Origin of the sequence: Leptospira bandrabouensis, from assembly GCF_004770905.1 — a bacterium.
Classification (GTDB): domain Bacteria; phylum Spirochaetota; class Leptospiria; order Leptospirales; family Leptospiraceae; genus Leptospira_A; species Leptospira_A bandrabouensis.
Genome location: NZ_RQHT01000010.1, coordinates 1 through 25960, shown reverse-complemented (window position 1 = coordinate 25960; position 25960 = coordinate 1). Strand labels below are relative to the sequence as shown.

Annotated in this window: 22 protein-coding genes; 16 read left to right on the top strand and 6 right to left on the bottom strand. The window is 38.3% G+C overall.

Going from position 1 to position 25960, the window contains the following annotated elements; genetic code table 11:
- Nucleotides 1-2: 2 nt before the first annotated feature.
- From EHR07_RS02210 to EHR07_RS02195, 4 genes are all read right to left on the bottom strand, one after another.
- Nucleotides 3-962, bottom strand: a complete 960-nt coding sequence (locus tag EHR07_RS02210) for a magnesium transporter CorA family protein (RefSeq protein WP_135568434.1) — start codon at nucleotides 960-962, stop codon at nucleotides 3-5.
- A complete protein-coding gene (locus EHR07_RS02205) occupies nucleotides 963-2741 on the bottom strand; it encodes a M61 family metallopeptidase (RefSeq protein ID WP_135743572.1) in 1779 nt (592 codons plus the stop codon).
- A 331-nt stretch (nucleotides 2742-3072) separates the two neighbouring features.
- Entirely contained in the window at nucleotides 3073-5133 is a 2061-nt protein-coding gene (locus EHR07_RS02200) for a methyl-accepting chemotaxis protein (RefSeq protein WP_135743571.1), read from the bottom strand.
- Nucleotides 5134-5189: 56 nt separating this feature from the next.
- The gene (locus EHR07_RS02195; RefSeq protein ID WP_135743570.1) at nucleotides 5190-5546 is read right to left on the bottom strand and encodes a VOC family protein; all 357 of its coding nucleotides are present in this window, start codon (nucleotides 5544-5546) and stop codon (nucleotides 5190-5192) included.
- 65 nt (nucleotides 5547-5611) lie between these two features.
- Between EHR07_RS02195 and EHR07_RS02190 the strand changes: the two genes are divergently transcribed.
- Entirely contained in the window at nucleotides 5612-5890 is a 279-nt protein-coding gene (locus tag EHR07_RS02190) for a TIGR04454 family lipoprotein (RefSeq protein WP_135743569.1), read from the top strand.
- An 11-nt stretch (nucleotides 5891-5901) separates the two neighbouring features.
- Here EHR07_RS02190 and EHR07_RS02185 read toward each other — a convergent pair whose 3' ends face one another.
- Nucleotides 5902-6204, bottom strand: coding sequence for a hypothetical protein (locus tag EHR07_RS02185; RefSeq protein ID WP_135743568.1), 303 nt, complete (start codon nucleotides 6202-6204; stop codon nucleotides 5902-5904).
- Nucleotides 6205-6248: 44 nt separating this feature from the next.
- Here EHR07_RS02185 and EHR07_RS02180 point away from each other — a divergent pair, with 44 nt between their 5' ends.
- The 10 genes from EHR07_RS02180 to EHR07_RS02135 all read left to right on the top strand — a co-directional run bounded on the left by EHR07_RS02180 (nucleotide 6249) and on the right by EHR07_RS02135 (nucleotide 19359).
- Nucleotides 6249-7169: a DMT family transporter gene (locus EHR07_RS02180; protein WP_135743567.1), complete on the top strand. Its 921-nt coding sequence runs from the start codon at nucleotides 6249-6251 to the stop codon at nucleotides 7167-7169.
- A 53-nt stretch (nucleotides 7170-7222) separates the two neighbouring features.
- Complete coding sequence (locus EHR07_RS02175; protein ID WP_135743566.1) at nucleotides 7223-8350, top strand: Lsa36 family surface (lipo)protein; 1128 nt, start codon at nucleotides 7223-7225, stop codon at nucleotides 8348-8350.
- A gap of 76 nt (nucleotides 8351-8426) precedes the next feature.
- Nucleotides 8427-10967, top strand: coding sequence for a methyl-accepting chemotaxis protein (locus EHR07_RS02170; protein WP_135743565.1), 2541 nt, complete (start codon nucleotides 8427-8429; stop codon nucleotides 10965-10967).
- 95 nt (nucleotides 10968-11062) lie between these two features.
- Nucleotides 11063-12025 carry an ArsR/SmtB family transcription factor gene (locus EHR07_RS02165; RefSeq protein WP_135743564.1) on the top strand — a complete coding sequence of 321 codons (963 nt, stop codon included), beginning with the start codon at nucleotides 11063-11065 and terminating at the stop codon, nucleotides 12023-12025.
- Between the two features lie 10 nt (nucleotides 12026-12035).
- A complete protein-coding gene (gene ahcY, locus EHR07_RS02160; protein ID WP_135743563.1) occupies nucleotides 12036-13355 on the top strand; it encodes an adenosylhomocysteinase in 1320 nt (439 codons plus the stop codon).
- A 48-nt stretch (nucleotides 13356-13403) separates the two neighbouring features.
- Nucleotides 13404-13703 carry a ferredoxin family protein gene (locus EHR07_RS02155; protein WP_002980754.1) on the top strand — a complete coding sequence of 100 codons (300 nt, stop codon included), beginning with the start codon at nucleotides 13404-13406 and terminating at the stop codon, nucleotides 13701-13703.
- Between the two features lie 63 nt (nucleotides 13704-13766).
- Nucleotides 13767-17483 (top strand): methionine synthase, encoded by a 3717-nt coding sequence (metH, locus tag EHR07_RS02150; protein WP_135743562.1) that lies wholly within the window; start codon nucleotides 13767-13769, stop codon nucleotides 17481-17483.
- A 33-nt stretch (nucleotides 17484-17516) separates the two neighbouring features.
- Nucleotides 17517-17810, top strand: coding sequence for a hypothetical protein (locus tag EHR07_RS02145; RefSeq protein WP_135743561.1), 294 nt, complete (start codon nucleotides 17517-17519; stop codon nucleotides 17808-17810).
- Nucleotides 17811-18005: 195 nt separating this feature from the next.
- Nucleotides 18006-18752 (top strand): methylenetetrahydrofolate reductase, encoded by a 747-nt coding sequence (locus EHR07_RS02140; RefSeq protein ID WP_135743560.1) that lies wholly within the window; start codon nucleotides 18006-18008, stop codon nucleotides 18750-18752.
- Between the two features lie 214 nt (nucleotides 18753-18966).
- Nucleotides 18967-19359 (top strand): hypothetical protein, encoded by a 393-nt coding sequence (locus EHR07_RS02135; protein ID WP_135743559.1) that lies wholly within the window; start codon nucleotides 18967-18969, stop codon nucleotides 19357-19359.
- On the opposite strand, the gene EHR07_RS02130 is transcribed toward EHR07_RS02135, so the two are convergent.
- Nucleotides 19360-20184 (bottom strand): hypothetical protein, encoded by an 825-nt coding sequence (locus tag EHR07_RS02130; RefSeq protein WP_208739675.1) that lies wholly within the window; start codon nucleotides 20182-20184, stop codon nucleotides 19360-19362. It lies immediately after the preceding gene.
- An 84-nt stretch (nucleotides 20185-20268) separates the two neighbouring features.
- On the opposite strand from EHR07_RS02130, the gene EHR07_RS02125 reads away from it, so the two are divergent.
- The 5 genes from EHR07_RS02125 to EHR07_RS02105 all read left to right on the top strand — a co-directional run.
- On the top strand, nucleotides 20269-21576 hold the full coding sequence (locus tag EHR07_RS02125; RefSeq protein ID WP_135743558.1) for an ATP-dependent 6-phosphofructokinase: 1308 nt from the start codon (nucleotides 20269-20271) through the stop codon (nucleotides 21574-21576).
- Nucleotides 21577-21638: 62 nt separating this feature from the next.
- Entirely contained in the window at nucleotides 21639-22067 is a 429-nt protein-coding gene (locus EHR07_RS02120) for a hypothetical protein (RefSeq protein WP_135743557.1), read from the top strand.
- 37 nt (nucleotides 22068-22104) lie between these two features.
- A complete protein-coding gene (locus tag EHR07_RS02115; RefSeq protein WP_135743556.1) occupies nucleotides 22105-23469 on the top strand; it encodes a TolC family protein in 1365 nt (454 codons plus the stop codon).
- 1 nt (nucleotide 23470) lies between these two features.
- Complete coding sequence (locus EHR07_RS02110) at nucleotides 23471-24463, top strand: heavy metal-binding domain-containing protein (protein ID WP_244288900.1); 993 nt, start codon at nucleotides 23471-23473, stop codon at nucleotides 24461-24463.
- Nucleotides 24444-25960, top strand: a 1517-nt coding sequence (locus tag EHR07_RS02105) for an efflux RND transporter permease subunit (protein WP_135743555.1), incomplete at its 3' end; no start/stop codon positions are given. The genes EHR07_RS02110 and EHR07_RS02105, both read left to right, overlap by 20 nt.

Here is a 25960-nt window from a genome sequence, read left to right as displayed (position 1 = left end):
AATCAATACCAACGTTTGATCCTAAAGTAAAGTAACATCAAAATCCCTAAAAATCCCATGGCACCGAGTGCTGTGATAAAACCATATTCCCACTCTAAAGTAGGGATATGGCGAAAGTTCATTCCATAAATTCCTGCAACGAGTGACATGGGTAACATGATCGCAGTCATAATGGTAAGGATTTTCATGATTTCATTTGTTTTGCGAGTGGAGATAGCAATGTGAGCCTCAAGTGCTGAGGAAATAGATTCGATATTACTATCCACTAATTCTAATATACGAAGGGAATGGTCACGTACATCTCGAAAGAATGCATCAGCTTCATCACTAAAAAAACTGTTTTTGATTTTTTCTAAGTCTTCTAAAACTTCTTTGTTTTGTAACATCCCTTTTTTAATGGAAAGTAGGCTTGCTCTCAAACTATAAACGTTACTGATATCCAAAGATTTTGCATTCCCAAAAATTTGTTCTTCAAAATGTTCAATTCTTTCTTCGATTTTTTGTGTGATGGCAAGTGTATGATCTGTTTCAATGTCTAAAATTTTATGAACAATAAACTCATAACCGCGAGAAAGAATTTTATTGTTAACCTTCCACTGGTCAATGATATCACCGATGCTATCACGGTAATCAAGTGTCAAAGAAATGATTTGGTTTGGAGTTAAGATGAAGTTAAAGTTTTTTTGAGTGAGTTGGTTCCTCTCAAAATGAAAACCACGAAAAACAAAAAAAATATAATTTGGAAAAATTTCCAATTTAATCCGACTGTTGGGGTTTAGAATGTCTTCGATTGTCAGCTGGTGGATATCATGTTTTTGAAAAAGGAACATTAGTTTTTCTTCATTCTCCGCCGTGATATGAATCCAATGTTTTGGGTGCCGATGGGAAAGAGGGAGTGGTCTATCGAGAAGTACTTCATCTTTACTGGAGGGAGTTAAAATGTAATTAAAGAGAGCTGGCATTTATACAATATTCCTTAAGAAAAATTCTCTAAGTTCTTTTCTGTCTTCTGTGCAGTCTTCTGCGATCACAAATTTTTTTGTTTTGTAATACCCGGATGCTGTGATCATCGATTCTTTGATTTTCCCGGCACGGGAAAGGATCAGATGGAATTTTTCGCCGGGCCGTAAGTTCTTTTCCAACTTTTGTAAGGTGTTTGATGTTGCACGTTTCCCGTTGATGGCAAGGATTTCGTCATCTAACATTAAATCGAACGAGTCCATATCTGATTTGTGAAGGAGTTTTTGGATATAAAGGTTCCCGTTTTTTTCTTTTGTTTTGAAACCTGTTTCTCCCACCATATCGGTTTGAATTCTTTGGATCCCAATGAAATCTAAATAATAGTCTATAGGAATTGGTTTTGGTGATTCTAAATATTCGTTGAATTCTGTTTTAAGGTCCACACCTGTGACTTCCTTGATAGTATCAAAGAACTCTTGTTTGGTGAATCCTCTCTTTTTTGTTTTTACGAAAACTTCGTTAAGTTTATGGAATACATGGCGGATAGTTTTCCTTTCTTTGGACTCTTTTAGCAAAAACAAATTCATACATAAGGCAATAACGCCGCCTTTGGTATAATAGGAAACCGTGATATTGTGACTATTACCATTTCTCTTATAGTACTTTGTCCATGCCGTAAAGGAAGACTCTTCAAGGCTCATCCAAAAATCAGCTTCGTTGTCTTCCAAAGCAAATATATCGGATTGGAGTTTGGATAAGTAATCTTCTTTTGACAAAAAACCCGAATGATACAAAAAATAGGCATCATAAAAACTAGTAAATCCTTCTGCAATCCATAACTCTCTAGTTAAGTTTGGTTTCTGATAATCAAAAGGACCAAGTGCTATTGGGCGAATTCGTTTAATATTCCAAAGGTGGAAGTATTCATGAGATAGAAGTTCGAGTAATTTTTTATACTCCTCTTCATCAGAAATAAGTTCTGGATTAAAATAATTGATACTTGATGCTTTATGTTCCAATCCACCATAAGCTGGTAAACTAAGATTTAGTACAAACAAATAATAAGGATTTGGACTTTCCATCATCCATTCTATTTGAGTTTCTGTAATTCGTTTTAGATCGAGGGCTAACTTGGTTTTAAAATCAAAATTTACATCTCCTTCTATGAGTAATTCGTGTTTGGTGGTGCCTGCCGTAAAAAATACAGAATTTTGTTTACTCAAGTGAAATGGGGAATCAAAGAGTTCGTCAAAATTTTCTGCAAAAAAAAGATGTGAATCGTTTTCGCTGCGAGTCAAACTGGAATACACAAAAGGGAATTGGTTAGAAACTTGGAATTGTATAGAAGAAGATTGTTCCAGTTTTCCTTCGGGATACAAAAAAAGTGCAGGTGGGTTGATAAATCCAAATTCTGTTTCTAGATAATTGGTCCTGACAGTAAAGTCTTCAAATGCATAAATTATATAGGAAATTTCAAATTCGTCGGGAAGGTTTTTTAATTTCCAACGGTGTAGATCCACCATTTCCCAAAAAACAGGTTCATCGGTTTTTGAGTTTTTCACTTCGAACTTATGTAAGTGGGTTGCGTAGTCTCGGATCATGTATGAACCAGGAGTCCAACAAGGTAAACAGAAAGTCATTTCTGGTTCATGTGTTTTGACGCGGAGCCTAACTTGAAAGTAATGTTTGAAGAGGTCAAAAATGGAGACTTCAAAATCCAGTTGAAGAAGGTTAGACTGGTTTACACTTTCTAAGGTTTTTTCCTCTTGTTCTTTTGCCATACTTACACTATCTTCTTTTATTTTTAGTTTTGATCAAATGTTTTCTTGACGTTATTTCTGGATAGTACTAGAAAAGGCTTAGCTAAGGTATAAGCAAAGGAGGTGGTCTATTTGGATAGTAGTTGTTACAACAAAAGATTTTTGACTCGCGAGGTGGCTGGGCAATAACGCCTCAAGCTTTGTTGCAAAACCGACCAGACACAGTCTTTCCAAGTTCCAAACGGGTGGTCTCCTTTGGGCGAATGCAGTCGCTTGGAAAGATTCCTTCTATACTTTTTCCATCCTAAAACTCGTTGCGAGTCAGTTTAAAAAAAGTTTGTCCCAAAAATACCTATAAATTGAATTTTAGTAATACTTCTGAAATTTTTGAACTAATTCCTGTCATGCGAAGAGAGTTCGCAGACATAGTTTCCGATTGTTCCGATAACACTTGTGATCCATTCGAAATATTTATGGTCATATTGGATAATTCATAAGTGGCTCTTTTTTGTTCTTCTGTTGATTGTTGGATGGATTCAACAAGGTTAGTGATTTCTTCGATTTCAGTGTAAATGTGGTCCGTTTTTGTTTTTTGGTCCTGGATAAGGGGAACAATGTCTTTGGCCTTATCAAAAATAACTGAGACTTCTCGAATAATCTCACGAAGTAAATCAATAAGGTTTGCGACTTGATTGCCACCATTTTGAATCGATTCCAAAGCTTCTGTTGATAATGTATTGATCTGCGAAACAGATTCTGCTGCCTGCGATGCTAATTTCGAAATTTCTTCTGCAACGACGGCAAATCCACGACCGGATTCACCAGCCCTTGCGGCTTCAATAGCAGCATTTAACGCAAGTAAACTTGTCTTTTCGGAAATATCAGAAATGACATCAGAAAATTCAGTAATGGCTAATGACTTTTCTTGGATTTCTTCAATGGCCTGAGAAGTAAGGCCTGCCATATTCCTTCCTTCTTCTGCTTTTTTGTTGGCGCCAACTGCAATTTCTCCAAAGGACTCTACTTCGGCGGTGATTTTTTGGACTAGAATTTGGATGGCGTGAAGGGAATTGTTAATGGATTTGGAATTATTAACCGCATGTTGTACATTGGAATTAATTGTTTCGGAGGAAGCATTGAGTTCTTCTACTGTGGCACTGGCTTCTTCAGAAGAGGCAGCTTGGCTTTGTGCTAAATCAGAAAGTTCAATGATTGTGTTTTCCATAAATTTGGATGTCTCGGTGAGTTCTGATCCAGATGTTTGTGCGACACTTAAGATATGTCTAATGTTCGTAACCATCCCCACCACAGCTTCTACCAGGAGGCCTATCTCATCTTTTTTTTCATCTACGATTTCTTGCGATAAATTCCCGTTAGCTGCATCTTTGGCAAATCCAATCAATGTTTGTAAACGTCTATCCACTAAATTGCGAAAGATAACCATATTTGCAAGCGTAGAAAAAAGTATCCCAATCGCACCTAGTCCTAAAGCGATCCAGAATATGGATTGGATTTCATTTGTAATTCGAACTTGCGGGTAAGAAACCCGGAGTGTCCAGGGAGCTGTGTTTTTTATAAGTTGAATTGGTAAACTTACATGAAAATATTCCGAATCGGAATAAGTTTGTTTTTCTTTAGAAGACATCGCTAAATTAATATATGTATCTTCTTCATCCTTCCACTGCACATCTTTTTGGTCTGGATGGATTCCATTAAATAAAACATAACCATTACTGGCAACGAGTGTAATCTTTACTGCCCCATCTAAAATTTTTAAATTTTTAAGATAGGTCCGAATGGTTGCTAAAGAAACATCTGCTCCCGCAATTCCTAAAAAATTCTGATTTCTGATGACAGGGTAAACAAGTGAAATCATGGTGATTTCTTTACCATCTACTTTATAATCAAAGGGAGGAATGAGTTCTGGTTTTCTATTTTTTTTTGGAAGTTGGTAAAAATCGGATTCTGGAAGATCAAATCCAACCACAGGTTCAAAGATAATTTTGTTATTTGCTTTCACTGCATAAGGGATGAATCTACCGGAATTATCATGATATTTCGCATTACGATAGTTAGAGTCTCGGCCGTCAAAAGCATTTGGTTCAAAAACTACGTAAGTTCCAAGGATTGATTCATTGGATGCAGTCATTACATTTAATACTTTGAATACGCGTTCACGGTCCAAAATATTTGGTTCTTCAAGGATTTGTTTTAATAAATAGGCTTCGCTTAGTGGAGCTGATAAATAATCTCCTACATCGAGGGAAATTTTGTCGGCGAGGACGGATATATTTTCTAGTGCATCTTCTTTTGCATTTTTGTATATGACATAAGAGATTAGTGAGAGGATAATTCCTAATGAAAATAGGGTGATGATGGAAGAACCTAGTGCTAACTTCTGTTTGATGCTCATTCTTTTGGATTACTTTTCCTAAATGAATTTAACCTTAAGTAGAATGAGTTGTTTTCTCAACTCATTTCTAATTGCAACTCTAGTTTTTCTGGATAACTACTCACTCCTAAAAGATTTTTATCAGGATCTAAAAAATAAATAGTATACTCTGTTCGGCTTTCGACTTCGTTCTGTTTTAAAAATTGAGTCCATTTAGATCTTTCCATTTCTTGGTAGGAAAAAACAAGGGCACGAGGGGACTTATTTTCCCCATCTTCTAACATAACGAGGATAGAACCAAACTGAATCCAAACAGAACGCAGAATCCCTGATTCATAATGGAATTCCTTAATTTTTTTGGAACCTGGAATTTTAAGGTAAAAATCGGCTAAAAGGGAAGGATTGGGAGTTCCTATGGCAATATGGTGGATCATTTTTTTGTTTTCAAATCCCTTTCTAAAAAAGAAGTTATCATGAAATCTATGTATCGGAGTTTTTCATGAAAAAAACCCTTATTTTGGCGCTCTCTCTCGGGCTTTTCTTGGCTAATTGTAAATCCAAAGTGTATACCCAAGAAGAGTGTGAGTCTGCTCTCGCTAGCACTTTTGTTCAAATTGAAGAAGAAGCTAAAAAGAACCCAGCGGCGGCACCAGTTCTCGCAGGATTACAACAAGGTAAACAAAAAATGATCGATCAGTGTATGGAAGGAAAATTTGATCCTAACTGTTTGAAAAATGCTCCAGGTTTTGCTGGCATTATGGGTTGTGTAAAAAAATAATTCTACAGATCCTACCGGGGATTCGCATTCCCGGTTTTTGTTTCTTCCTCTATACTTTCAAAACCTCCAGGTTCTTTGTAACAACCGTGAGTTCGGTAAGGACCATCTTCAAAAAATCGAATCAATTGAGCGTACCGTTTCCCTTCTCGTAAACATTGTTTGCAGATAAAGGGACGAATGGCCCAGTCCTGACATTCTTCTGGCCTAAAACTTGGGAACACTCGTAAAAGAGGTTTGGATAATTCCTCCGAAGGATTTGCCTCAATCGCAAAACCAAACAACAAAAAGGTTCCCAAAAGCAAAGTTAGTTTCATTCAATTAAACTATCGGGATTTCCTACGTTTTTCAGGATGGGCTTGTGAGAGAAAATACAAGTACAGAATGGAAAGGGGTAACTCTCGTACTTATGGGAGCACTTTTATTCAGCGCAAAAGCTGTGATAGTTAAGTTGACTTACCGGTATGAAATTTCAGCCATCGGATCCCTTTTCTTTCGAATGCTCTTTGCTTTTCCATTTTTAGTTTGGATTGCTTGGAAAGCGGAAAAAGAAGAGGGAAAAACGATTCTTACCAAAAAGGATGTGATCCAGGTAATCCTTATGGGAGTCGTAGGCTATTACTTAGCAAGTCTATTCGATTTTTTAGGGCTCAAATACATCAGTGCCGGCCTTGAAAGGATCATCCTTTTTATTTATCCTACTCTAGTAGTTATCTTATCTTTTTTATTTTTGAAAAAGAAAATCCACCTTAGGGAAGTATTTTCTCTCGTTCTTACTTATACAGGAGTTTTTTTGGCTTATGGACAAGATGTTCAACTTGGTTCTGCCAAAGAGGTGAGCCTCGGGGCATTTTTTATTTTACTTTCGGCTCTTACTTATGCTATTTATCTCATGGGAAGTGGTTCCATTATACCAAAGTTAGGTGCAAAAAAATACACAGCTTGGGCTTTAATTATATCTTCATTTGCTGTTTTTATCCATTATGCAATTTTTGGTAGTTACAAGGAACTCATCCAACCATTCTCATTCTATGCACTTGCTTTTGTTATGGGAACTGTCAACACTGTGATTCCAGCCATATTTGTTTCCGAAGGAATCAAACGTGTGGGTAGCAAAACAGCCGCTATAGTCGGTTCCGTTGGGCCGATGTCGACTCTTTTCTTGGCTTATTGGTTATTAGATGAACCGATTACCATACTACATAGTATTGGTACTTTATTCGTACTGACGGGAGTTTTTTGGATTAGTGCGGCAAAAAAATCGAAAGAAGTGTCAGTTTAGGAGAGAAATTTCCTTTCCAATTGTTGAGGATTGGTAGAGAATTAGGGAAATATATGAATTTACGTAACTTACTGCTTTTCCTCGTATTTGTCACAACAGTATCACATTCAGAGCTGTATGCGCAATTTACCTGTGAAGGGTCAGCTTGTAGTTTTTTACCAAAACCACTCACAGAAGCTGGGAATGGCTCGCTTAAAAAATTTGAAACAGAATATTTAAACGAAGTACTTAAAACAAACTTAGAAGCAGGATTTTTAGCCAATGTTGGTGCCAGTAATATTGGTACTGGAACGGTTCGTCGAGTTCAATTCGGTGTCAGCGCTTCTGCTGCTGGATACAAAAAAGACGATATTCAAATCCAAGACGATTATATTAAATTTCCCAAACTTCCGAATGTGGGAGGTGCAGTAATTCCATCTATCCATTTGGATTTTAATCCAGGATGGTTACTGGGAACTTCTGATGGTGGGTACATCCGTCGGATTGGAATTTTTCTTCACGGTATGAACGTGGCTGTTTCAGAAGACCAAATCCAATCAGCTTCCAATAATAAAAATTACCAAGGTCGTATCGCCGTACGGTCGTATGGTGGAATGATCCGTTACCAGTTGGTAGAAAAAGAAGGTTTTTTGATGAACCTAATCACTTGGAACGGAATCAACGTAGGTGTGGGACACCATGTGATGGAACAAAATATGAGTCTTAGTTATTTAGAAGGTAAGGCGGCTCAAATTGAATTCCAAGGTGTCAAAGGAAAATGGGGTGGAGATACAAACTTCCAATTTAATACCAAGATCCAAACCACAAATGTAGACCTTCGTACAGGACTTGGTCTTTTTTGGATCGCCAACGTGATTGTGGGTGGAGGGTATAGTTGGAATTCCGGAAGTAACTCAGCAAACTTAAGTAGAAGAGGACCTTTCATTGTCAATACGAACGAATCCCAACCTTTGGAATTACCACGAGAATACCAATCCGCTGTGGACAAGAATCTTCTGGCACAAAACCCCAATGCCACGCTTGGGTTTAGAGCTAGTAGCGAATCCAACTCCAAACGTGGAATAGGATACGGAATTGTGGGATTAGAATTTGATTTGTATCTTCTAAAGGTGATTGCCGAAGGTTTGTATGGAGGAAAAGATTTATACTCCGCCAATTTGGGTATCAAACTCTCTTTTTAGGAAAACTTCGGGGAAATCCATAAAACCTTGCCATAAGGATCGCTAAAATTACCCTTCGTCTTAGGTCTAAGTTTTAATGAAGTTATACAAACGCTACTCTAGGGCATTCACTCTCGCATCCCAAGTTTTCTCTTTAGGCATTGTGGTTCCCATTGGAATCGCACTGATCCTTTTCTATGTTGATTTAAGTCCTAAACAAGCGAAAACTTTCGTTGGTGCCGCGATTGCGGCGGCCCTTGTGAGTTTGCTTCTTCCTGCACTTATCTTTCCTAAAAAACTAAAGGCCATTAAAAAGGGACTGATCGAACTCGAGTCTCAAACTGATAAAAATCCCAAAACCTATGTGGCTGTTTGGAATCTCATTGCGAAGATGCCAGTGGTAGGTGCCTTAGTTGGAAGTGCCCAATGGACTCTTTCCCTCCCCATCGTGGTAGGTCCACTGCTGCTTCTGGAAGAAACCAGTAAGTCCGATTCTTTTTATATCGTAAGTATTCTAATTTTAACAGCGCTTCTCAATGTTATTTCTTCATTCATTTTACTCGAAAAATCATCACACATCGTTTTGGACGATGATATCTTTCAAGCAGAATTAAAAGAAACAATTACCCCTTACTATAGAAACTTAAGAAATACCGTTCCTATTATATTTTCACTTATGGTTATGGTTCTGTCTATTTTCCTTTTGATTTATGCTTTTAATGTCAATGCAAAGTCGTTAGAAAAAGCTTTTTCTAACCAGTTGTATAATTTCAATCAAAGTAATGAAGCGGGAATCAATGTCTATTTTGAGTCTATAGAAGCTAATTTAAAAGAAGTATCTTCACTGCCTGTCATAAGAACTGCCCTTGAAACCAAAAATTATAAGTTAGCAGAACCGATTCTTTCCAAAGTAATGAATGATTCACAATTACTTTTAGAAAATGCATTTATTGCTTCTTTTGCAGATGGCATTCCTATCGTTGCTTCGGGGCTTCCTAACGGAGCTAGTGTGGGTTATTCCTTAGCATCCAACCCGGATGTTCTTGAGAATATCAAAGCATCGAAAGAAGGGAAAAACCATGTTGGTGTTGCTGTAAAATCACCATTTAACGGAGAGATTGTGATTATGGTCACAACTCCCGTAAAAAATGCAAATGGAACTGTCATTGGAATGGTTGGGATGCCATTTCTTGTAGGAAAAGCAATGGAGTCTTTTCTAAAAAACGTAAAGATTGGAACTTCAGGTTATTCCTTTCTTTTAGATAAACAATCCACGATGGTTTATCATCCCAATCCTAAATACTTAATGCATAGTTTTAAAAATACGGAATTTGAGGAACTTGCCAAAAATGCAGGGGAATCCGATTCTTTTCGTAATCCTTGGGAAGGATCAACGTTTTTGTTAAGAAGAAAGGTAAGTGAAAAGTATGGGCTTCAATTTTTTTCTACGATCGATTTAAAAGAAATCGAAGTGGAAAGTCTTTCCTCTCTGCGTGGGTTAACAATCATTAGTATCATTGGAGCGGTATTCATTGCCATTGCCATTTATTTATTGTTTACGGCTCGATTTAAACCAATGAAAACCGTAGGTAAAATCCTACATGATATTGAAACAGGTGACCTACGTCACAATGTAAAGATGGAATCTTCTGATGAATTTGCAAGACTTGCTCGTGGACTCAATGCCACTTTAAAACAAATTTCCGAAGTAGTAGGTTCCAACCAGGCATTTTCTGAAGACCTGGCTTCTTCTGCTGAACAAATGTCAGCTTCACTCAACATGTTATCTTCGAATGCCCAAACACAAGCAGCTTCTGCAGAAGAAATTTCTGCTTCTATCGAAGAGATATCGGCAGCCGTTCAAAACGTAGATGCTCAGGCAGAAGATCAATTTCGCAAAGTTGATTTTTTAAAAATAAAAATGGCCGAACTCTCTAGTTTGATTGAAGCTACTGGTAGACAAGTTGGAAAAGCTTCAAAAGACGTAACGCTTATTTCAGAAGAAGCAAGGTCTGGACAAACTTCTTTGGATTCTATGCGAAATTCAATCACCAAAATCAGCAATAGTTCTGAAGAAATTGGAAGTGTGATTGAAATTATCAATAATATCTCTGAACAAATCAACTTACTTGCGTTAAATGCTGCTATTGAAGCAGCGAGAGCAGGGGTTTATGGAAGGGGATTTGCTGTGGTCGCCGATGAAATTGGGAAGTTGGCAGAAAAAACAGCCATGTCCATCGGTGATATTGGTGAACTCATCCAAGCCAATGAAAAAGAAATTGAAAACGGCCGAGAAAATATTGAAACCACAATTTCTCTCATCCAAAGAATCATCCAAGGGGTGAACTCCTTCAACGAAATGACAGATTCTATAGAAGCGAGTACAAAAGAGCAGCTCATCATCAACCAAAAAGTTGGGGAAGAGGTAGACAAGGTGAACCAAATCAGCCAAGCCATCCGACTTTCTATGGAAGAACAGAAAAATGCGATCGGGGAAGTGGCCCAAGCCATTTTCAGCATCAATGACTTGACCCAAGGCACAGCGGCTGGCCTTGAAGAAATGACCGCCACTTCCAATGGGATCGCCAATTTAGCAGAAACTTTGAAGAAGAAGATCAATTTCTTCAAAATATCCTAATTCACAGGTAAACTTAGGGTCTTTTCCAGAAAGATCCAAAAAATTGCTTGCGGAATCTACATATCAAGATTTCTTGATATGTAGATATCTTGGATATGGCAATCGAAACACTCCCCAAATCTAGACCTTCTGGTCATTTGCTTTCCGCCACCAAGGCCATTTCCGACGAAACACGAATTCGCATCCTCCATATCCTAAGTTTTGGTGCCTTTTCTGTGAACGAAGTGGTGGAAATCCTTGGGATGGGCCAATCTCGCATTTCGCGTCATTTAAAGATTTTGATAGAAGCAGGTCTCATCGGATCTCGCCGGGAAGGAAGCCTTGTGTATAGTTACCTTCCTGAGGAAGAAGAGTCTGGTCAAAAATTTCCATTTGAGCTCACTAAACTATTGTTATCATATAAGGAAGATCTTCCTTCTAGGGAAAGAGACCAAAGGATGGTCCACCAGATTTTGGAAACCAGAGAAAGGAAATCTAAAACCTTCTTTGATGGAGTGGCAGAAAGTTGGGAAAAATTACAGGAAGAAACACTCCATCCCAAACTTTACAGGTCTTGGATTTTACAAGAACTTCCACTTTGTGAAAATATTTTGGATTTGGGATGTGGTCCTGGGGGACTCATTCCATTTCTTTTAAACAAAGCAAAACATGTTACGGGAGTGGATAATTCCTCTAAAATGATTGAAAGTGCTTCTTCACATTATGGAAAAAATCCAAGTGTCAGTCTCATCCAAACGCCTATGGAACATCTGCCACTTGCAGATAACTCTTGTGATGCGGTAGTGGCATCTATGGTGATGCACCATATCTCTCATCCACCAACGGTTTTAGAAGAGGTGGCAAGGGTACTAAAACCAGGTGGGGTTTTATGTATTGTAGATTTAGGAAAACACAATGCGGAATTTATGCGAGATAATTTTGCAGACCTTTGGCTTGGATTTGAACCAGAACTTTTTGAATCCTGGCTTTCCAATGCAGGTTTTAGGGTCGGGTCCATGAATGAGATCCAAACAGAATCAAGTTTTAAAATTTTAACTATCAAAGCAACAAAGGAATAAGGAGGACACTATGTCCACAGCAACTGAAACGAAAACGGAAAGATTGCCATATAAAGTGAAGGATATCTCTCTTGCAGAATGGGGAAGAGAAGAGATCATTTTGGCAGAAAAAGAAATGCCGGGCCTTATGGCTCTTCGCAAAGAATTCGGAAATTCTAAACCACTAAAAGGTGCTAGAATTTGCGGATCTCTTCACATGACAATCCAAACAGCAGTTTTGATTGAAACCTTGGCTGCATTAGGTGCTGACATTCGTTGGTCCTCTTGTAACATTTTTTCAACACAAGACCATGCTGCGGCAGCCATTGCAAAAGCAGGAATTCCTGTATTTGCATGGAAAGGGGAGACAGAAGAAGAATACTGGTGGTGTATTGAACAAACACTATTTTTTGACGGTGGAAAAGGACCAAACATGATCCTTGATGATGGTCATGACCTAACTCACTACATCCATGAAAAATACCCACAACTTCTAGCAGAAATTAAAGGTGTTTCGGAAGAAACAACTACAGGTGTGATTGCACTTCATAAAAAATTGAAAGCAGGAACTTTGAAAATCCCTGCAATCAACGTAAATGACTCTGTTACAAAATCTAAATTTGACAACCTATACGGTTGCCGTGAATCCCTTGCTGACGGAATCAAACGTGCAACAGACGTTATGCTTGCTGGTAAAGTGGCACTTGTTTGTGGTTACGGTGATGTAGGAAAAGGTTCTGCGGCTTCCCTTCGTAACTTTGGTGCACGTGTGATTATAACTGAAATCGATCCAATTTGCGCTCTTCAAGCGGTGATGGAAGGATACCAAGTTTTACGTGTAGAAGATGTAATCGAAAATGCTGACATCATTGTAACAGCAACTGGAAATGATGATATCATCACACTGGAACACATGAAAGCAATGAAAGACGGTGCGATTCTTTGTAACATCGGACACTTTGATACAGAAATTCAAATGTCTCGTTTGAACTCTGAAAAAGGTGTTACCAAAAAAGAAATCAAACCACAAGTTGATAAGTACACTTTCCCTAATGGAAGATCTATCATCGTTCTTGCGGAAGGTCGTTTAGTTAACCTTGGTTGTGCAACTGGTCACCCATCCTTTGTAATGTCTAGTTCTTTTACAAACCAAGTTTTGGCTCAAATTGAACTTTACACAACTAAATATGAGTTAGGTGTACATCGCCTTCCAAAACATTTGGATGAAAAAGTAGCTGCTCTTCATTTAGAACAACTGGGTGTTCGTTTGACAAAACTCACTCAAAAACAAGCTGATTATATCAGTGTTCCACTCGAAGGTCCGTACAAACCAGACCACTACCGATACTAAAAAAATCGCCCTTTTTGATAAAATTCAAGAAGGGCAATGGAGTTTCTCATGGCTTACGTTGTTACTGAAATTTGCGTTGATTGTAAATACACAAGTTGTGCTGCAGTTTGTCCGGTCGAAGCTTTTCACGAAGCTCCAGACACTCTGTACATCGATCCAGACACTTGTATTGACTGTAATGCTTGTCAATATGAATGCCCGATTGATGCGATTTTTCCGGACTATGATGTTCCGGAAAAACACAAACCTTCTATTGAAGTCAATGCTAAAGAAGCAAATAAATTCCCGGTCATTGTAACTACTAAACCACCTCTTAAAGGTGCAAAGTGTTCCGATCCGAGTAAATAAACGATTTTAGGGTGTATGGTTTCTTTAAGCCATATACCCTTTTCAATATACTGATATAATATTATGAAATTTGAATATACCAATCCTTCTTCCAAATCCCTTTTAAAATTGATTAACGAGAGAATTCTCGTATTAGATGGTGCTATGGGTACCATGATCCAAAGACATTCTTTGGAAGAGGACGATTTCCGTGGAGATCGTTTTAAGGATTGGCCGGTTTCCATCAAAGGAAACAATGATGTTCTCGCCATCACACGTCCTGATATCATTGAATCTGTCCACTTGGAATACCTGGAGGCTGGCGCTGATATCATTGAAACTAATACATTTAGTTCTAACATTGTGTCCCAAGCGGACTACCAAATGGAATCGGCAGTAAGGGATCTAAATCTTGCGGCCGTACAATGTGCAAAAAATGCCGTAGCAAAATTCAAAGCCAAAACAGGAAAAGAAGATCTATTCATTGCAGGTTCTATCGGTCCGACTGTAAAAACTGCATCTCTTTCTCCAGATGTGAATAATCCTGCTTTTCGAGCAGTCACCTTTGATGAGTTAGTGGATTGTTTTTATGAACAAGTATCGGCTCTTCTTGACGGTGGTGTGGATTTACTCCTACCAGAAACTAATATTGATACATTAAATCTAAAAGCATGTATATATGCGATTGAGAAAGTTTTTGAAGAACGTAAAATTCGAATTCCCGTTGTACTTTCTGTAACGATCACGGATGCCTCTGGTCGAACTCTCTCTGGTCAAACTGGGGAAGCATTTTATATTTCGATCAAACATGCCAAGGCTCTTGCTGTGGGAATTAACTGCGCGCTTGGAGCCGGGGAGATGCGTCCTTATATCGAGGAACTTTCCCGAGTGGCTGATTGTTATGTTTCCTGTTATCCCAATGCGGGTTTACCCAATGCCTTCGGTGGTTATGACCAAACTCCGGACGAATTTGGTGGTTGGATGAAAAACTTTGCAGAAGCAGGTTTTCTCAATATTGTGGGAGGATGTTGTGGTACGACACCTGACCATATCCGTGCGGCAAAAGAAGCAGTTTCTGGAATTGCTCCCCGTCCCTTAAAAGTACAACCGAAACTCAGTGCTTTTGCGGGTCTTGAACCTTTGAAACTGACCAAAGACCAAGGTTTCATCAATGTTGGGGAAAGGAACAACGTCACAGGCTCTCCTAAATTCAAAAAACTCATCTTAGATGGAAATTTTGAAGAAGCAGTGCAAGTGGCCTTGCAACAAGTCCAAGCCGGTGCCAATATCATTGATATTAACTTTGACGAAGCTCTCCTTGATGGGGAAGCTTCCATGACTAAGTTTTTAAACTTAATTGCAGGGGAACCAGACATTGCACGAGTCCCGTTTATGGTGGATTCTTCAAAATGGTCTGTACTACTTGCGGGTCTCAAATGTATCCAAGGAAAACCAATTGTAAACTCAATCTCTTTGAAAGAAGGAGAAGAAGTTTTTTTAAGTCATGCTCGCACCATCCAAAGGTTTGGGGCTGCTGCCATAGTGATGGCTTTCGACGAACAAGGGCAGGCGGCAACCAAAGATGATAAAGTCCGTATTTGTAAAAGGGCATACGATTTACTTGTTGAAAAATTGGATTTTGATCCAACAGATATTATTTTTGATCCAAACATCCTGACAGTTGCAACAGGGATTGAAGAACATAATAACTACGCAGTGGATTTTATCGAAGCCACTCGTGAAATTAAAAAGGTTTGTCCAGGTGCGAAAGTATCAGGGGGCTTAAGTAATATTTCTTTTTCTTTCCGTGGGAATAACCCCGTTCGGGAAGCGATGCACTCTGCATTTTTATACCATGCCATCCAAGCAGGAATGGATATGGCTATTGTAAATGCCGGGATGTTAGAAGTTTACGAACAAATCCCAAAAGACTTATTAGAACTAGTAGAAGATGTACTGCTAAACCGTAGGCCAGATGCCACTGAACGATTGATTGAAGCTGCTGGAAGTTTCCACGGGGAAGCCAAGGTTCAAAAGAAAGACGATGTTTGGAGAAATGGATCTGTGGAAGAGCGCCTAACGCATGCTCTTGTAAAAGGGATTGATGAATTTGTCACCCAAGATACAGAAGAAGCTCGACTAAGTTTTGCAAAACCTCTCGAAGTGATCGAAGGGCCCCTCATGAATGGAATGAAAGTGGTAGGGGAACTATTCGGTGCCGGTAAGATGTTTCTTCCCCAAGTGGTAAAAAGTGCAAGGGTGATGAAAAAGGCTGTTGCTTACTTACTTCCCTTTATGGAGGAAGAAAAACGAAACCAAAAAGACGAAAGTAAACAAGCTAAATTCCTAATTGCTACTGTAAAAGGGGATGTCCACGATATAGGAAAAAATATTGTAGGAGTAGTTTTGGCATGTAACAACTATGAGGTGATTGACCTCGGAGTGATGGTTCCTTGTGAAAAGATTTTAGAAACCGCTAAAAAAGAAAATGTAGCGGCCATAGGTCTTTCGGGCCTCATTACACCTTCCCTTGATGAAATGGTATATGTGGCCAAAGAAATGGAACGCCAAGGATTCCAAGTACCTCTTCTCATCGGTGGGGCAACCACTTCGCCGGCTCACACTGCTGTAAAAATTGCCGAACAATATTCAAAACCTGTCCTTCATGTGATGGATGCATCTCGAGTTGTGAACGTAATGAACAGTGCCCTCAATCCACAAACCGCAGTGGATTATGCAAAGTCTATTGTTGAAGAACAAACAAAAATTCGTGAAGAATTTTATTCGAGAGAAAACGAAAGGAACATTTTGCCTATTGAGGATGCGATTAAAAACAAATTCCTAGCAGATTGGGATTCTTATACCCCACCGAAACCTAGTTTTACAGGTGTTAGAAAAATTGAAGATGTCACCTTACAAGATTTGCTTCCTTATGTTGATTGGTCTCCCTTCTTTTTGGCTTGGGAATTAAAGGGTCGTTATCCACAAATTTTGAAAGATCCAGTCATTGGAAAAGAAGCCACTTCTCTATTTAATGATGCTCAAATCATCTTAAAAGAGATGATAGAAAATCCAAATCTCAAACCGAGAGCTGTTGTTGGAATGTTCCCTGCTGTTTCTCATGGGGAAGTGGTAGAAATTTTTGAAGATGATTCCAAAACAAAGTCTTTGGGAACCTATCCGATGTTACGCCAACAGACTACCAAAATGACAAATCAACCAAACTACAGTTTGGCGGATTTTATTGCTCCAAAAGATAAAAAGAAAAACGATTATATTGGATATTTTGCAGTCACTGCCGGTCATGGAATTGAAGAATTAGCAAGATCCTACGAAGCAAAACAAGATGATTACAATGCCATTTTGGTGAAAGCACTTGCAGACCGATTTGCTGAAGCCTTTGCTGAATATATGCACCACCGTATGCGAGACGAATGGGGATTTGGAAGGACTGAAAATCTTTCCAGAGAAGATATGATCCGAGAAAAGTATCGTGGCATTCGTCCGGCACCTGGGTATCCTGCTTGTCCTGACCATACCGAAAAAAGAAAAATTTGGAAACTTCTGGACGTAGAAAAAAATGCAGGAATCCAACTGACCGAATCCTGTGCGATGTGGCCTGCAAGTAGTGTGAGTGGCTATTATTTCTCACATCCGGATTCTCGTTATTTTGCTATTGGAAAGATTAATGAAGACCAAGTAGTGAATTATGCCAAAGACAAAAATATGGAAATTTCGGAAGTGGAGCGTTGGTTGTCACCAATTCTCAACTACGATCCTTCTCGTAAGTCTAAGTCTTAAAGAGTAAGTTTAAGACTAGAGATGGAGGGTTCTGTGAGATTCATTCAAAACAATCACAACCACGGATGGAAATCTGTCGCCAAAGGAACGCTTGGTGGTGGGTTTCCTTTCCATTCCAAACTAGCCACTTGGTTACAAGAATATACAAATATACCCCAAGATACCGAATTAGAAATCCTAGAAGTTAGTTGTGGGGAAGCCAGTTGCCCAACAGAGGAAACTATGATTGTTTGGCAGGATCAAAAATTTCGGATTTCTAGGAAAAAAGAAAACATATCTAAGACGGATGTGGATTTGTCTTGGAAACGATTTGTGAACAAAGGATAACACAAAGGAAATTCTTTTATTTCGTTTGTATTTTGCCATTGCGATCAAACGTTTCTTCAGGAGTCAAATTTTTTTCCCTTAGAGATAATATACGAAATTCGCATATACCACCCAAATGGTTTGATTGTCGAATGTCGTATATTAGCCTCTTGATTTGGATACTAAAAGGTTGTAATTGTTAAATAAGGATTAATCTTGAATCAAATATTATTAGAAGTGGTCCCCAGAGATGTTCCAACATTGTTAAGCGATGTACATTATGTTAAAAATAATTTCAGCCAAATTTCAGGGATTAATATTCCGGATTTGTTACGATTTGAAACTAGGAGTTGGGTTGCCGCCACAACGATTCAGAGTATTTTCCCAAATGTAATTCCGCATTTACGTGCGATTGACTTTGATATAGATCATTGTGACTATCTCATTGAATTTCTTCAAAAAAACAATTTATCCTCTGTTGTAGTGATCAAGGGAGATCCTCCTACAGATATGTCTAGGAAAGTGTATCCAACCACTTCAGTGAAACTGATCAAAAAATTAAAAAAAGAAATGAGTTCCTTAAAAGTTTACGCTGCCGTTGATCAATATCGCGGAAGTATTAAAGATGAATTTGATTATATTGAAATGAAAATTGATGTTGGTGCTGATGGATTTTTAACACAGCCATTTTTTGATTTACGACTGATTGATATTTTTACGGAAAAACTAAGAGGGAAAAAAGTATATATTGGAATTAGTCCCGTAATCACTGAAAAATCCCAAAGTTATTGGGAATCAAGAAATCGGGCTTATTTTCCAAGTAATTTTAATCTTAGTATGGATTGGAATGTACAATTTGCAAAAGATGTCATTCGTTACTGCTCTGACTCTGATTTTAATATGTATTTGATGCCCATTAAAATTGATCTTGATGTTTATTTAAGTGGTATTTTTAAATCATAAACAAAAGAACAGATAACTGCGGACTGTGAATTTATTTTCCACTCTGAATTTTCCCGCACAAGGGATCGAAAGCGAAAATCCTTTCCAGAATGAGATAAGTGGTCGATACAATAAGGAATTTGGAAAGATTGTAGCGGAGAGCCCGGTCGGTGATAGGATTGGGTTCTAGTATTAGATCAAATTCGATGTGCCCAAAGGAAATATAAATCAATTTATGAATTCACAAATTCAATTTTTAAAAAACAATCCAAAGTATATTTTTTTAATCGATGGTCTGGGTGCTATCCTTTCGGGGGTGTTACTTTTTCTTGTCCTTCCTTTGTATGTGGATTTACTTGGGATGCCAATGGAAACATTGTATACTTTATCAATCTTACCTTTTGTTTATGCCGTTTATTCTTTGTTATGTTGTATTTTAAATCCTTTTCAGTGGAAATTTTATTTACGAGTGATTGCCATCGCCAATTTTTTCTACTGCACCTTCACAATGTTTTATTTGGTTATGAACTTGGAAAAGACCTCGGTCATTTGTGAAATTTATTTTGTTTTGGAAATGATAGTGGTCGTGAGTTTAGCTAGTTTTGAGTGGAAGTTGACGAAGGACTAACTAATTAGAGTGGTTGGATGGTGCCACTGGCATATAGTATTTGAGGCCTAAGTTTCCTTGGATTTCCGGTGCCCAAAGGTCATCCAATGTGCGACCCGCTTCCCTTGCGTTGAGTGGAACTCTCACCATTCCTTCTAGAGTCAGGTTACTATTAGAGATACTGATTCCCGGTGTTACGTAAACTTGTCTGCCCACAAAGTTGGTTCGAGAAGGTTCTTGCGCGCGAATGGATGAGTTGAATCTGTTTGCATATTCAGAAGTATCAAATCTATGTAGTTCGGAAAGTTGCAAAAAGAGTTCCCAACGAGAGTTTTTAATAAAGGAAAATAGATTGCGATTGAGTCGGTATTTGATCCGAACTTTTGACTCTGCCACATCGACATAACCGGAACCACCTTGGTTCAACGACATTCCCATGCTGAGACCCAAATCAAAGGTAAATCCATTTCGATAATACACATAAGTCACATTGGGTTGGTAAGAAAGTAGGGCCGAGTTCATCCGTTCCGGTCGGACGTCAAAGTTTCCTTCTGGATTTCTGTATGGGTTCGTGGTTGTGAAGGGAATGACCGGGGAAAAAATTTGAATCCCTGCCATTGGGTCATTGGACTTTGGAAGTATGCCATCGAATCCAAGTTCCAATTCCTTCGGGAATCGAAAAGGGATAAGGATCGCCAAATTCCCGTTATGTGAACCTCCGACTTGGAACAAAGAAGCTCTAGGATCGGAAAAAGAATAACTAGAAAAGAAGGGTAGGCCTTGCGCAAAAATAGTAAGGCTCGTCATAGAGGCGAGAATGGTTGTTAGTACTATCTTTTTAAGCATCTAAAAGCATTTCTGCCTGCTTTTCCTTAGTTTGGCAATGAAATTTGCTTTCTTCTCGCTCTTTTTTTGTTATAAGTGGAAGCGATGAATGAAAATGATACTAAGGTTGAACGATTTGGACCCTGCACCATCCCAAACCCAGCAGGGTATGACTACTGGACAGAAGATAACTCCGTTGTACTTTTCCAAACCATATTTTCAGGTCCAGAGGACGCTAGAAAAACCGTAGAAACAAGCCCCGTATTTTTTGAACAAGCAGGCCCTAAAGAAAAAATCTATTTTCGCCCTGAAGAAGTCACTGCAGGGATTGTGACTTGCGGTGGTCTTTGCCCTGGAATCAACGATGTAATCCGTGCTCTTGTGATGGAATTACATTATCGTTACAAAGTGCCTCGTATTTTGGGATTTCCTTTTGGATACGAAGGTCTTGTGAAAAAATATGGACATAGACCCGTGGAACTTACACCCGATAAGGTAGCTCATATCATGAACTTCGGTGGTTCCATTTTAGGATCCTCTCGTGGGAACCAAAATATTGGAGATATGGTCGATACATTGTTCCTCTATGGAGTGAAGATGTTATTTTGTATTGGTGGTGATGGAACTCTTCGCGGGGCTCAGGCCATCCAAGAAGAAGTTCGCAAACGAAAAGAAGACATTGCCATTGTTGGGATTCCCAAAACAATCGATAACGATATCAACTATGTCCAAAAAACATTTGGATTCTCGACTGCTTTTAGTAAGGCGGTAGAAGCAGTGAATTGTGCTCATGAAGAAGCTAAAGGGGCACCGAATGGAATCGGTCTTGTGAAACTAATGGGTCGCCACTCTGGATTCATTGCTGTGAATGCTGCCCTTGCCTCCAAAAATGTTAATTTTGTCCTCATCCCAGAACTTGATTTTGATTTAGAGGGAGAGGGTGCCTTTCTTACCGTTTTAAAAGAACGGATCCAAAGGAGAGGTCATGCTGTTGTGATTTTAGCGGAAGGTGCCGGTCAAAAGTTCTTTGAAGATAAAGGTGAAAAAGATTTATCAGGGAACAAGAAGTTGGCGGACATTGGAATTTTTATCAAAGATAAAATTACTGATTATTTTAAAAAGGAAGGAGTGAACCTTAATTTAAAATACATTGATCCCAGTTATATCATTCGTTCGGTTCCTGCCAATGCCGAAGATTCTGTGTTTTGTGGATTTCTGGCGCAAAATGCGGTCCATGCTGCTTTTGCTGGTAGGACAGGTTGTGTGGTTGGGATCTGGAACAATGTGTTTACGGTTATGCCGATCTCACTTGCCATTGCAGAAAGAAAGGTGTTACGACCCGAAAGGAGTACTTTGTGGCGGGCTCTTCTTGCCTCGACGGGCCAACCCAATGTGATGAAGGCGAAAGGGTAGGATGAAATGGATTGTCTTTTTTTTCTGGCCTACTGAAATGGGTTTCAGGTCTAAGAGATAAGATGAAGCAAAAGGGAAACATTCTCAAAACAAATCAAAAGTTTGTTTCTTGGATTTTATTTCTATCTTTTGCTTTTGTTCTTTTCTGTTCGGCAGGGATGATCAATTGTCCGAAAACGGGATTTGGTTATGTAAGGGATATTGTCGAAGTCCAAAATGACTTTACATTCCCTTGTCATAACAGTTCCGATGATGAAGGAAACACAAACCAAACAAATCATTGTCAATGTTTAGAAGATTCAAAAAGCCAAGAAATCTTTAATGAACTGACACTTTCCAAATTACTCCAGATTAGCTTTTATTTTTTATTCTATTCCCCTTCTGTTGAACCAATTTTGGTTTTATCGGAAAACCAAAAACACTGGGAATCATTTTTAATTTTTGAAGATGATTTTCAAAACCAACAAAAAACCATAAAGTTACTCATTTAGACTCTTGTTTTTCAAATAAAAACAAAGGAGTTTGAAAATGAGGACTTATTATATTAATACATTAAAATATACTATTATTTTGTATCATTTTTTTATTTTGCCCGTTTATGCAGAGACAAATGTAACAACAATCGATAAAAAAATTAACACAATTCTAAGGGTACATCCAGAAGTATCACTGAAATTTTTGGAAGCAAAAGAAAAAGAGTTTAGATCAAAACATGCAGATGTATATCCAGATCCAAAAATTGGATTTGCCTACAGGTCTTATCCTAACCGTTCTGGGTTTAATACTGACCGATCTAATCCAGACACTCCCGGTATGACAGGAAAAGAATATTCGATTTCTCAAGAAATTCCATTTCCAGGAAAATTAAATTTAGAAAAACAAATACTCAAATCAGAATCGGAATTAGATTATTGGAGTGGGGTTTGGTTACAGAATGAGTTTATTAAAACGTATTTTGAATTAGTGTTATCGCGAGCCGCCTTAGAGAAGGAGTTAGTCGACCTGACAAAGATTGAAAAGGAGCTTATCACAAAAGGAAAACTAGAACAGACGCAATACATCGCCGACAAATCCAATTTATCTAGTATTCTAAAAACAAAAAATACCCTTGAGAAAATAAAGGATAGGATCATTGAAAAAAATACTGCTATAAGAGAACTAAAAGAATCGCTAGGATTCTTTGAAGGTCATGTCGGACTTACCCCAATTGCAGAAGAAGAAATCATTCAGTACCTTTCTGCGAAAGAAAGGTCATTAGAAAATGATTTATCTGCTCAATCCTTGTCAAACCTCCCTTTGATCCAATTTGCAGAGACCAATCAATCGAAGGCCATCCAAGAATCAAAAAAAGATGAAATTTTACATCTCCCAGATTTTGAGATTTTTGTGAGTTACATGCAGCGTAGACGAAAACCCTTCCTCTTAGATAGTGGACCACTTAATATTTCTATCATGGATAATCCAGAATTCTCTGGAGATTTATGGAGTGCTGGTGTTACCGTTCGAGTTCCTGTATGGTCTTTGGCAAAAGTAAGTGAACTCAATCAATCCAATTCGTTTAGAATCGAAAGGTTACAGAAGGAGAAAGAAAAAGAGAGAATTCGTTTAAAGTCTGAATACCAATCGACATTAGAAGTATGGAAGGGAAATCAGCAGCGATTAGAAAATTTTAAAAACCAATTACTCCCTAGCTTACAAAAAAATATCAAATCTTCCCTTTCTTCGTATTCGAAAGGAGAAAGTGTTTTGGGAGAAAGTTACGAACTCATTGCTGATTCGTTAGAGATGCAGTCACAATTGCACCAAATCGAATATAGAAGATGGGTTTCTGTAGTGAAACTGTTGCAACTAACCAATCATTTGATCCCCGAAGGCGGAGAATATGAAAATTAAAATGAATCGAATCGTAATCACAGGTCTTGTATTTATATTCTTTGTTATCTCTTGTGTGAAAGAGGACCACAAACATAAAGAGATTTATACATGCCCCATGCACCCGCAAATTGAGATGGATCATCCGGGTGAGTGCCCCATATGCGGAATGCAATTGGTTAAAAAAGAAAATCCTATGATAGAACCGAACCATACAACTCATTCGGAAGAGGTTTCTCAAGGATTGAATCTTTCTGCAGGTCAGCAGACGTTAATGAATTTGGATACAATCTCTGTCACCAAAGGGGATATCATTAAAAATATCAATTTAAGTGGCCAGGTTGCATTTGATCCGGAAATTTTTTCAACTGTTAATGAATATAAATCCATTGGATCTGAGAATGAATGGGGGAAAGTAATTCGGGAAGGGATCTTTCTAAAATTCGCCAAACTTGGTTTAAGTGATATCCAGATACGATATGTCCTTTCTAAAAATTCGAATTTGTTTCTGACGGGTAGATTTGGAAATACTGCCTTACTGGTATTCCAAGTCTATGAAAATGATGTAGATCATTTAAAAATGGGGAAACTAGTTGATATATCCAATGCAACTGAAGCGAATTTCCCTACCAAAGCAAAAATCGTTGCCTTAGGGAATCTAATTAACCAGGAAACAAGAACTTTGTCAGTTTGGTGCGAAGTATTAGATCCCAATCATCAGTTGAAACCTCAAATGTATGTGCAAGGCATTTTCGGAATCCAGAAGATGAATGTATTAAGAATCCCCAAGGAATCTATTTTCCCTACAGGTAAATCTGACTTGGTATATCTAAAAACAGGAACAAACCAGTTTTCTCCAAAAAAAATCAAGTTGGGTTTTGCCTCTTCAGAATGGGCAGAGGTCACAGAAGGTCTTGTAGAAAACGATGAGATTGTATCCAAAGCCAATTTTCTTTTGGATTCCGAATCAAAACTAAAGTTAGGTGGAGATAAAAATGATCAACACAGTCATTAAATTTTCAGCTAACAACCGGTATTTAGTTATTTTTGTATCAGTTTTTTTGGTGATTTTATCCGTATTTGCAATGAAAAATATTCCTTTGGATGCTTTGCCTGATATGTCAGATACACAGGTAATCATTTATTCAAAATGGGATAGAAGCCCTGATATCATTGAAGACCAAGTGACTTATCCTATCGTAAGATCATTATTAGGAGCACCAAAAGTCAAAGCGATCAGAGGGTTTTCAGATTTTGGATACTCTTTTGTTTATGTAATCTTTGAAGATGGGACGGATTTATATTGGGCAAGGTCTCGGGTAAATGAATATTTATCACAATTACAGACGAATCTTCCTGCCGGTGTTAATTTAAGTTTAGGCCCTGATGCCACAGGAGTGGGTTGGATTTATCAATACGCATTAGTTGATGAGTCAGGTAAAATGGATCTGGCTGAGATTCGATCATTCCAGGATTTTAAGTTAAAATATCTTTTTAACTCCATTCCTGGAGTGGCAGAAGTTGCGAGCGTTGGAGGATTCAAAAAACAATACCAAATTCAAATCGATCCTCTCAAACTGCAAATCTTTGGAATTGATATGGATCGTGTCATTGATACGGTTCGAAAATCCAATGATGACATTGGTGCTAGGCTTCTTGAGATTGGTGGTGCAGAGTATATGATTCGTGTTAGGGGGTATGTTCAGTCGAAAGAGGATATTGAACAGATATCACTGGGTGCAAACACTTCAGGTACGCCCGTTTATTTATCACAAGTGGCAAAGGTAGTGGATGGTCCTGATCTTAGGCGTGGTGTGGGTGATTGGAATGGAGAAGGGGATCAAGTATCTGGAATTGTGATTATGAGGCATGGAGAAAATGCCTTAAAAGTCATAGAGTCCATTGAGGCAAAAATTAAATCTATGGAACCTTCTTTGCCAAAAGGATTAAAAATTGTTCCAGTCTATGATCGTTCGATCCTCATCAAAGAGACAATTCAATTACTCAAAGAAAAACTGACGGAAGAAATCATTGTAGTTTCTCTCATCATATTAGTTTTTCTTTGGCACATTCCTTCTGCCATTGTTCCTATTTTAACAATTCCCATTGCAGTGATCCTTTCTTTTTTGCCAATGTATTTGGCTGACATAGGATCGAATCTGATGTCCTTGGCGGGGATTGCACTTTCTATTGGTGTTCTTGTCGATGGAGCCATTGTTGAAGTTGAGAATGCATATAAAAAATTAGAAGAATGGGAATCCTCTGGGAGAGTAGGCGATTTTCATGCGATCAGATTGGAAGCACTTTTAGAAGTAGGACCATCCGTATTTTTTTCGCTTTTAATCATAGCCGTGGCTTTTTTCCCCATTTTTACCTTGGTTGACCAAGAAGGGAAATTGTTTAGACCTCTTGCCATTTCAAAGAACCTAACAATGGCAATTGCAGCTCTCCTTGCCATTACACTCGATCCTGCTTTTCGAATGTTATTTACTAGGATGGATCCGTTTACTAA

Bases quoted from the DNA above. Each gene is read 5' to 3' on its own strand.
- EHR07_RS02210 (WP_135568434.1), bottom strand. From the start codon at position 962: ATGCCAGCTCTCTTTAATTACATTTTAACTCCCTCCAGTAAAGATGAA.
- EHR07_RS02205 (WP_135743572.1), bottom strand. From the start codon at position 2,741: ATGGCAAAAGAACAAGAGGAAAAAACCTTAGAAAGTGTAAACCAGTCT.
- EHR07_RS02200 (WP_135743571.1), bottom strand. From the start codon at position 5,133: ATGAGCATCAAACAGAAGTTAGCACTAGGTTCTTCCATCATCACCCTA.
- EHR07_RS02195 (WP_135743570.1), bottom strand. From the start codon at position 5,546: ATGATCCACCATATTGCCATAGGAACTCCCAATCCTTCCCTTTTAGCC.
- EHR07_RS02190 (WP_135743569.1), top strand. From the start codon at position 5,612: ATGAAAAAAACCCTTATTTTGGCGCTCTCTCTCGGGCTTTTCTTGGCT.
- EHR07_RS02185 (WP_135743568.1), bottom strand. From the start codon at position 6,204: ATGAAACTAACTTTGCTTTTGGGAACCTTTTTGTTGTTTGGTTTTGCG.
- EHR07_RS02175 (WP_135743566.1), top strand. From the start codon at position 7,223: ATGAATTTACGTAACTTACTGCTTTTCCTCGTATTTGTCACAACAGTA.
- EHR07_RS02170 (WP_135743565.1), top strand. From the start codon at position 8,427: ATGAAGTTATACAAACGCTACTCTAGGGCATTCACTCTCGCATCCCAA.
- EHR07_RS02165 (WP_135743564.1), top strand. From the start codon at position 11,063: ATGGCAATCGAAACACTCCCCAAATCTAGACCTTCTGGTCATTTGCTT.
- ahcY (WP_135743563.1), top strand. From the start codon at position 12,036: ATGTCCACAGCAACTGAAACGAAAACGGAAAGATTGCCATATAAAGTG.
- EHR07_RS02155 (WP_002980754.1), top strand. From the start codon at position 13,404: ATGGCTTACGTTGTTACTGAAATTTGCGTTGATTGTAAATACACAAGT.
- metH (WP_135743562.1), top strand. From the start codon at position 13,767: ATGAAATTTGAATATACCAATCCTTCTTCCAAATCCCTTTTAAAATTG.
- EHR07_RS02135 (WP_135743559.1), top strand. From the start codon at position 18,967: ATGAATTCACAAATTCAATTTTTAAAAAACAATCCAAAGTATATTTTT.
- EHR07_RS02130 (WP_208739675.1), bottom strand. From the start codon at position 20,184: ATGCTTAAAAAGATAGTACTAACAACCATTCTCGCCTCTATGACGAGC.
- EHR07_RS02125 (WP_135743558.1), top strand. From the start codon at position 20,269: ATGAATGAAAATGATACTAAGGTTGAACGATTTGGACCCTGCACCATC.
- EHR07_RS02120 (WP_135743557.1), top strand. From the start codon at position 21,639: ATGAAGCAAAAGGGAAACATTCTCAAAACAAATCAAAAGTTTGTTTCT.
- EHR07_RS02115 (WP_135743556.1), top strand. From the start codon at position 22,105: ATGAGGACTTATTATATTAATACATTAAAATATACTATTATTTTGTAT.
- EHR07_RS02110 (WP_244288900.1), top strand. From the start codon at position 23,471: ATGAATCGAATCGTAATCACAGGTCTTGTATTTATATTCTTTGTTATC.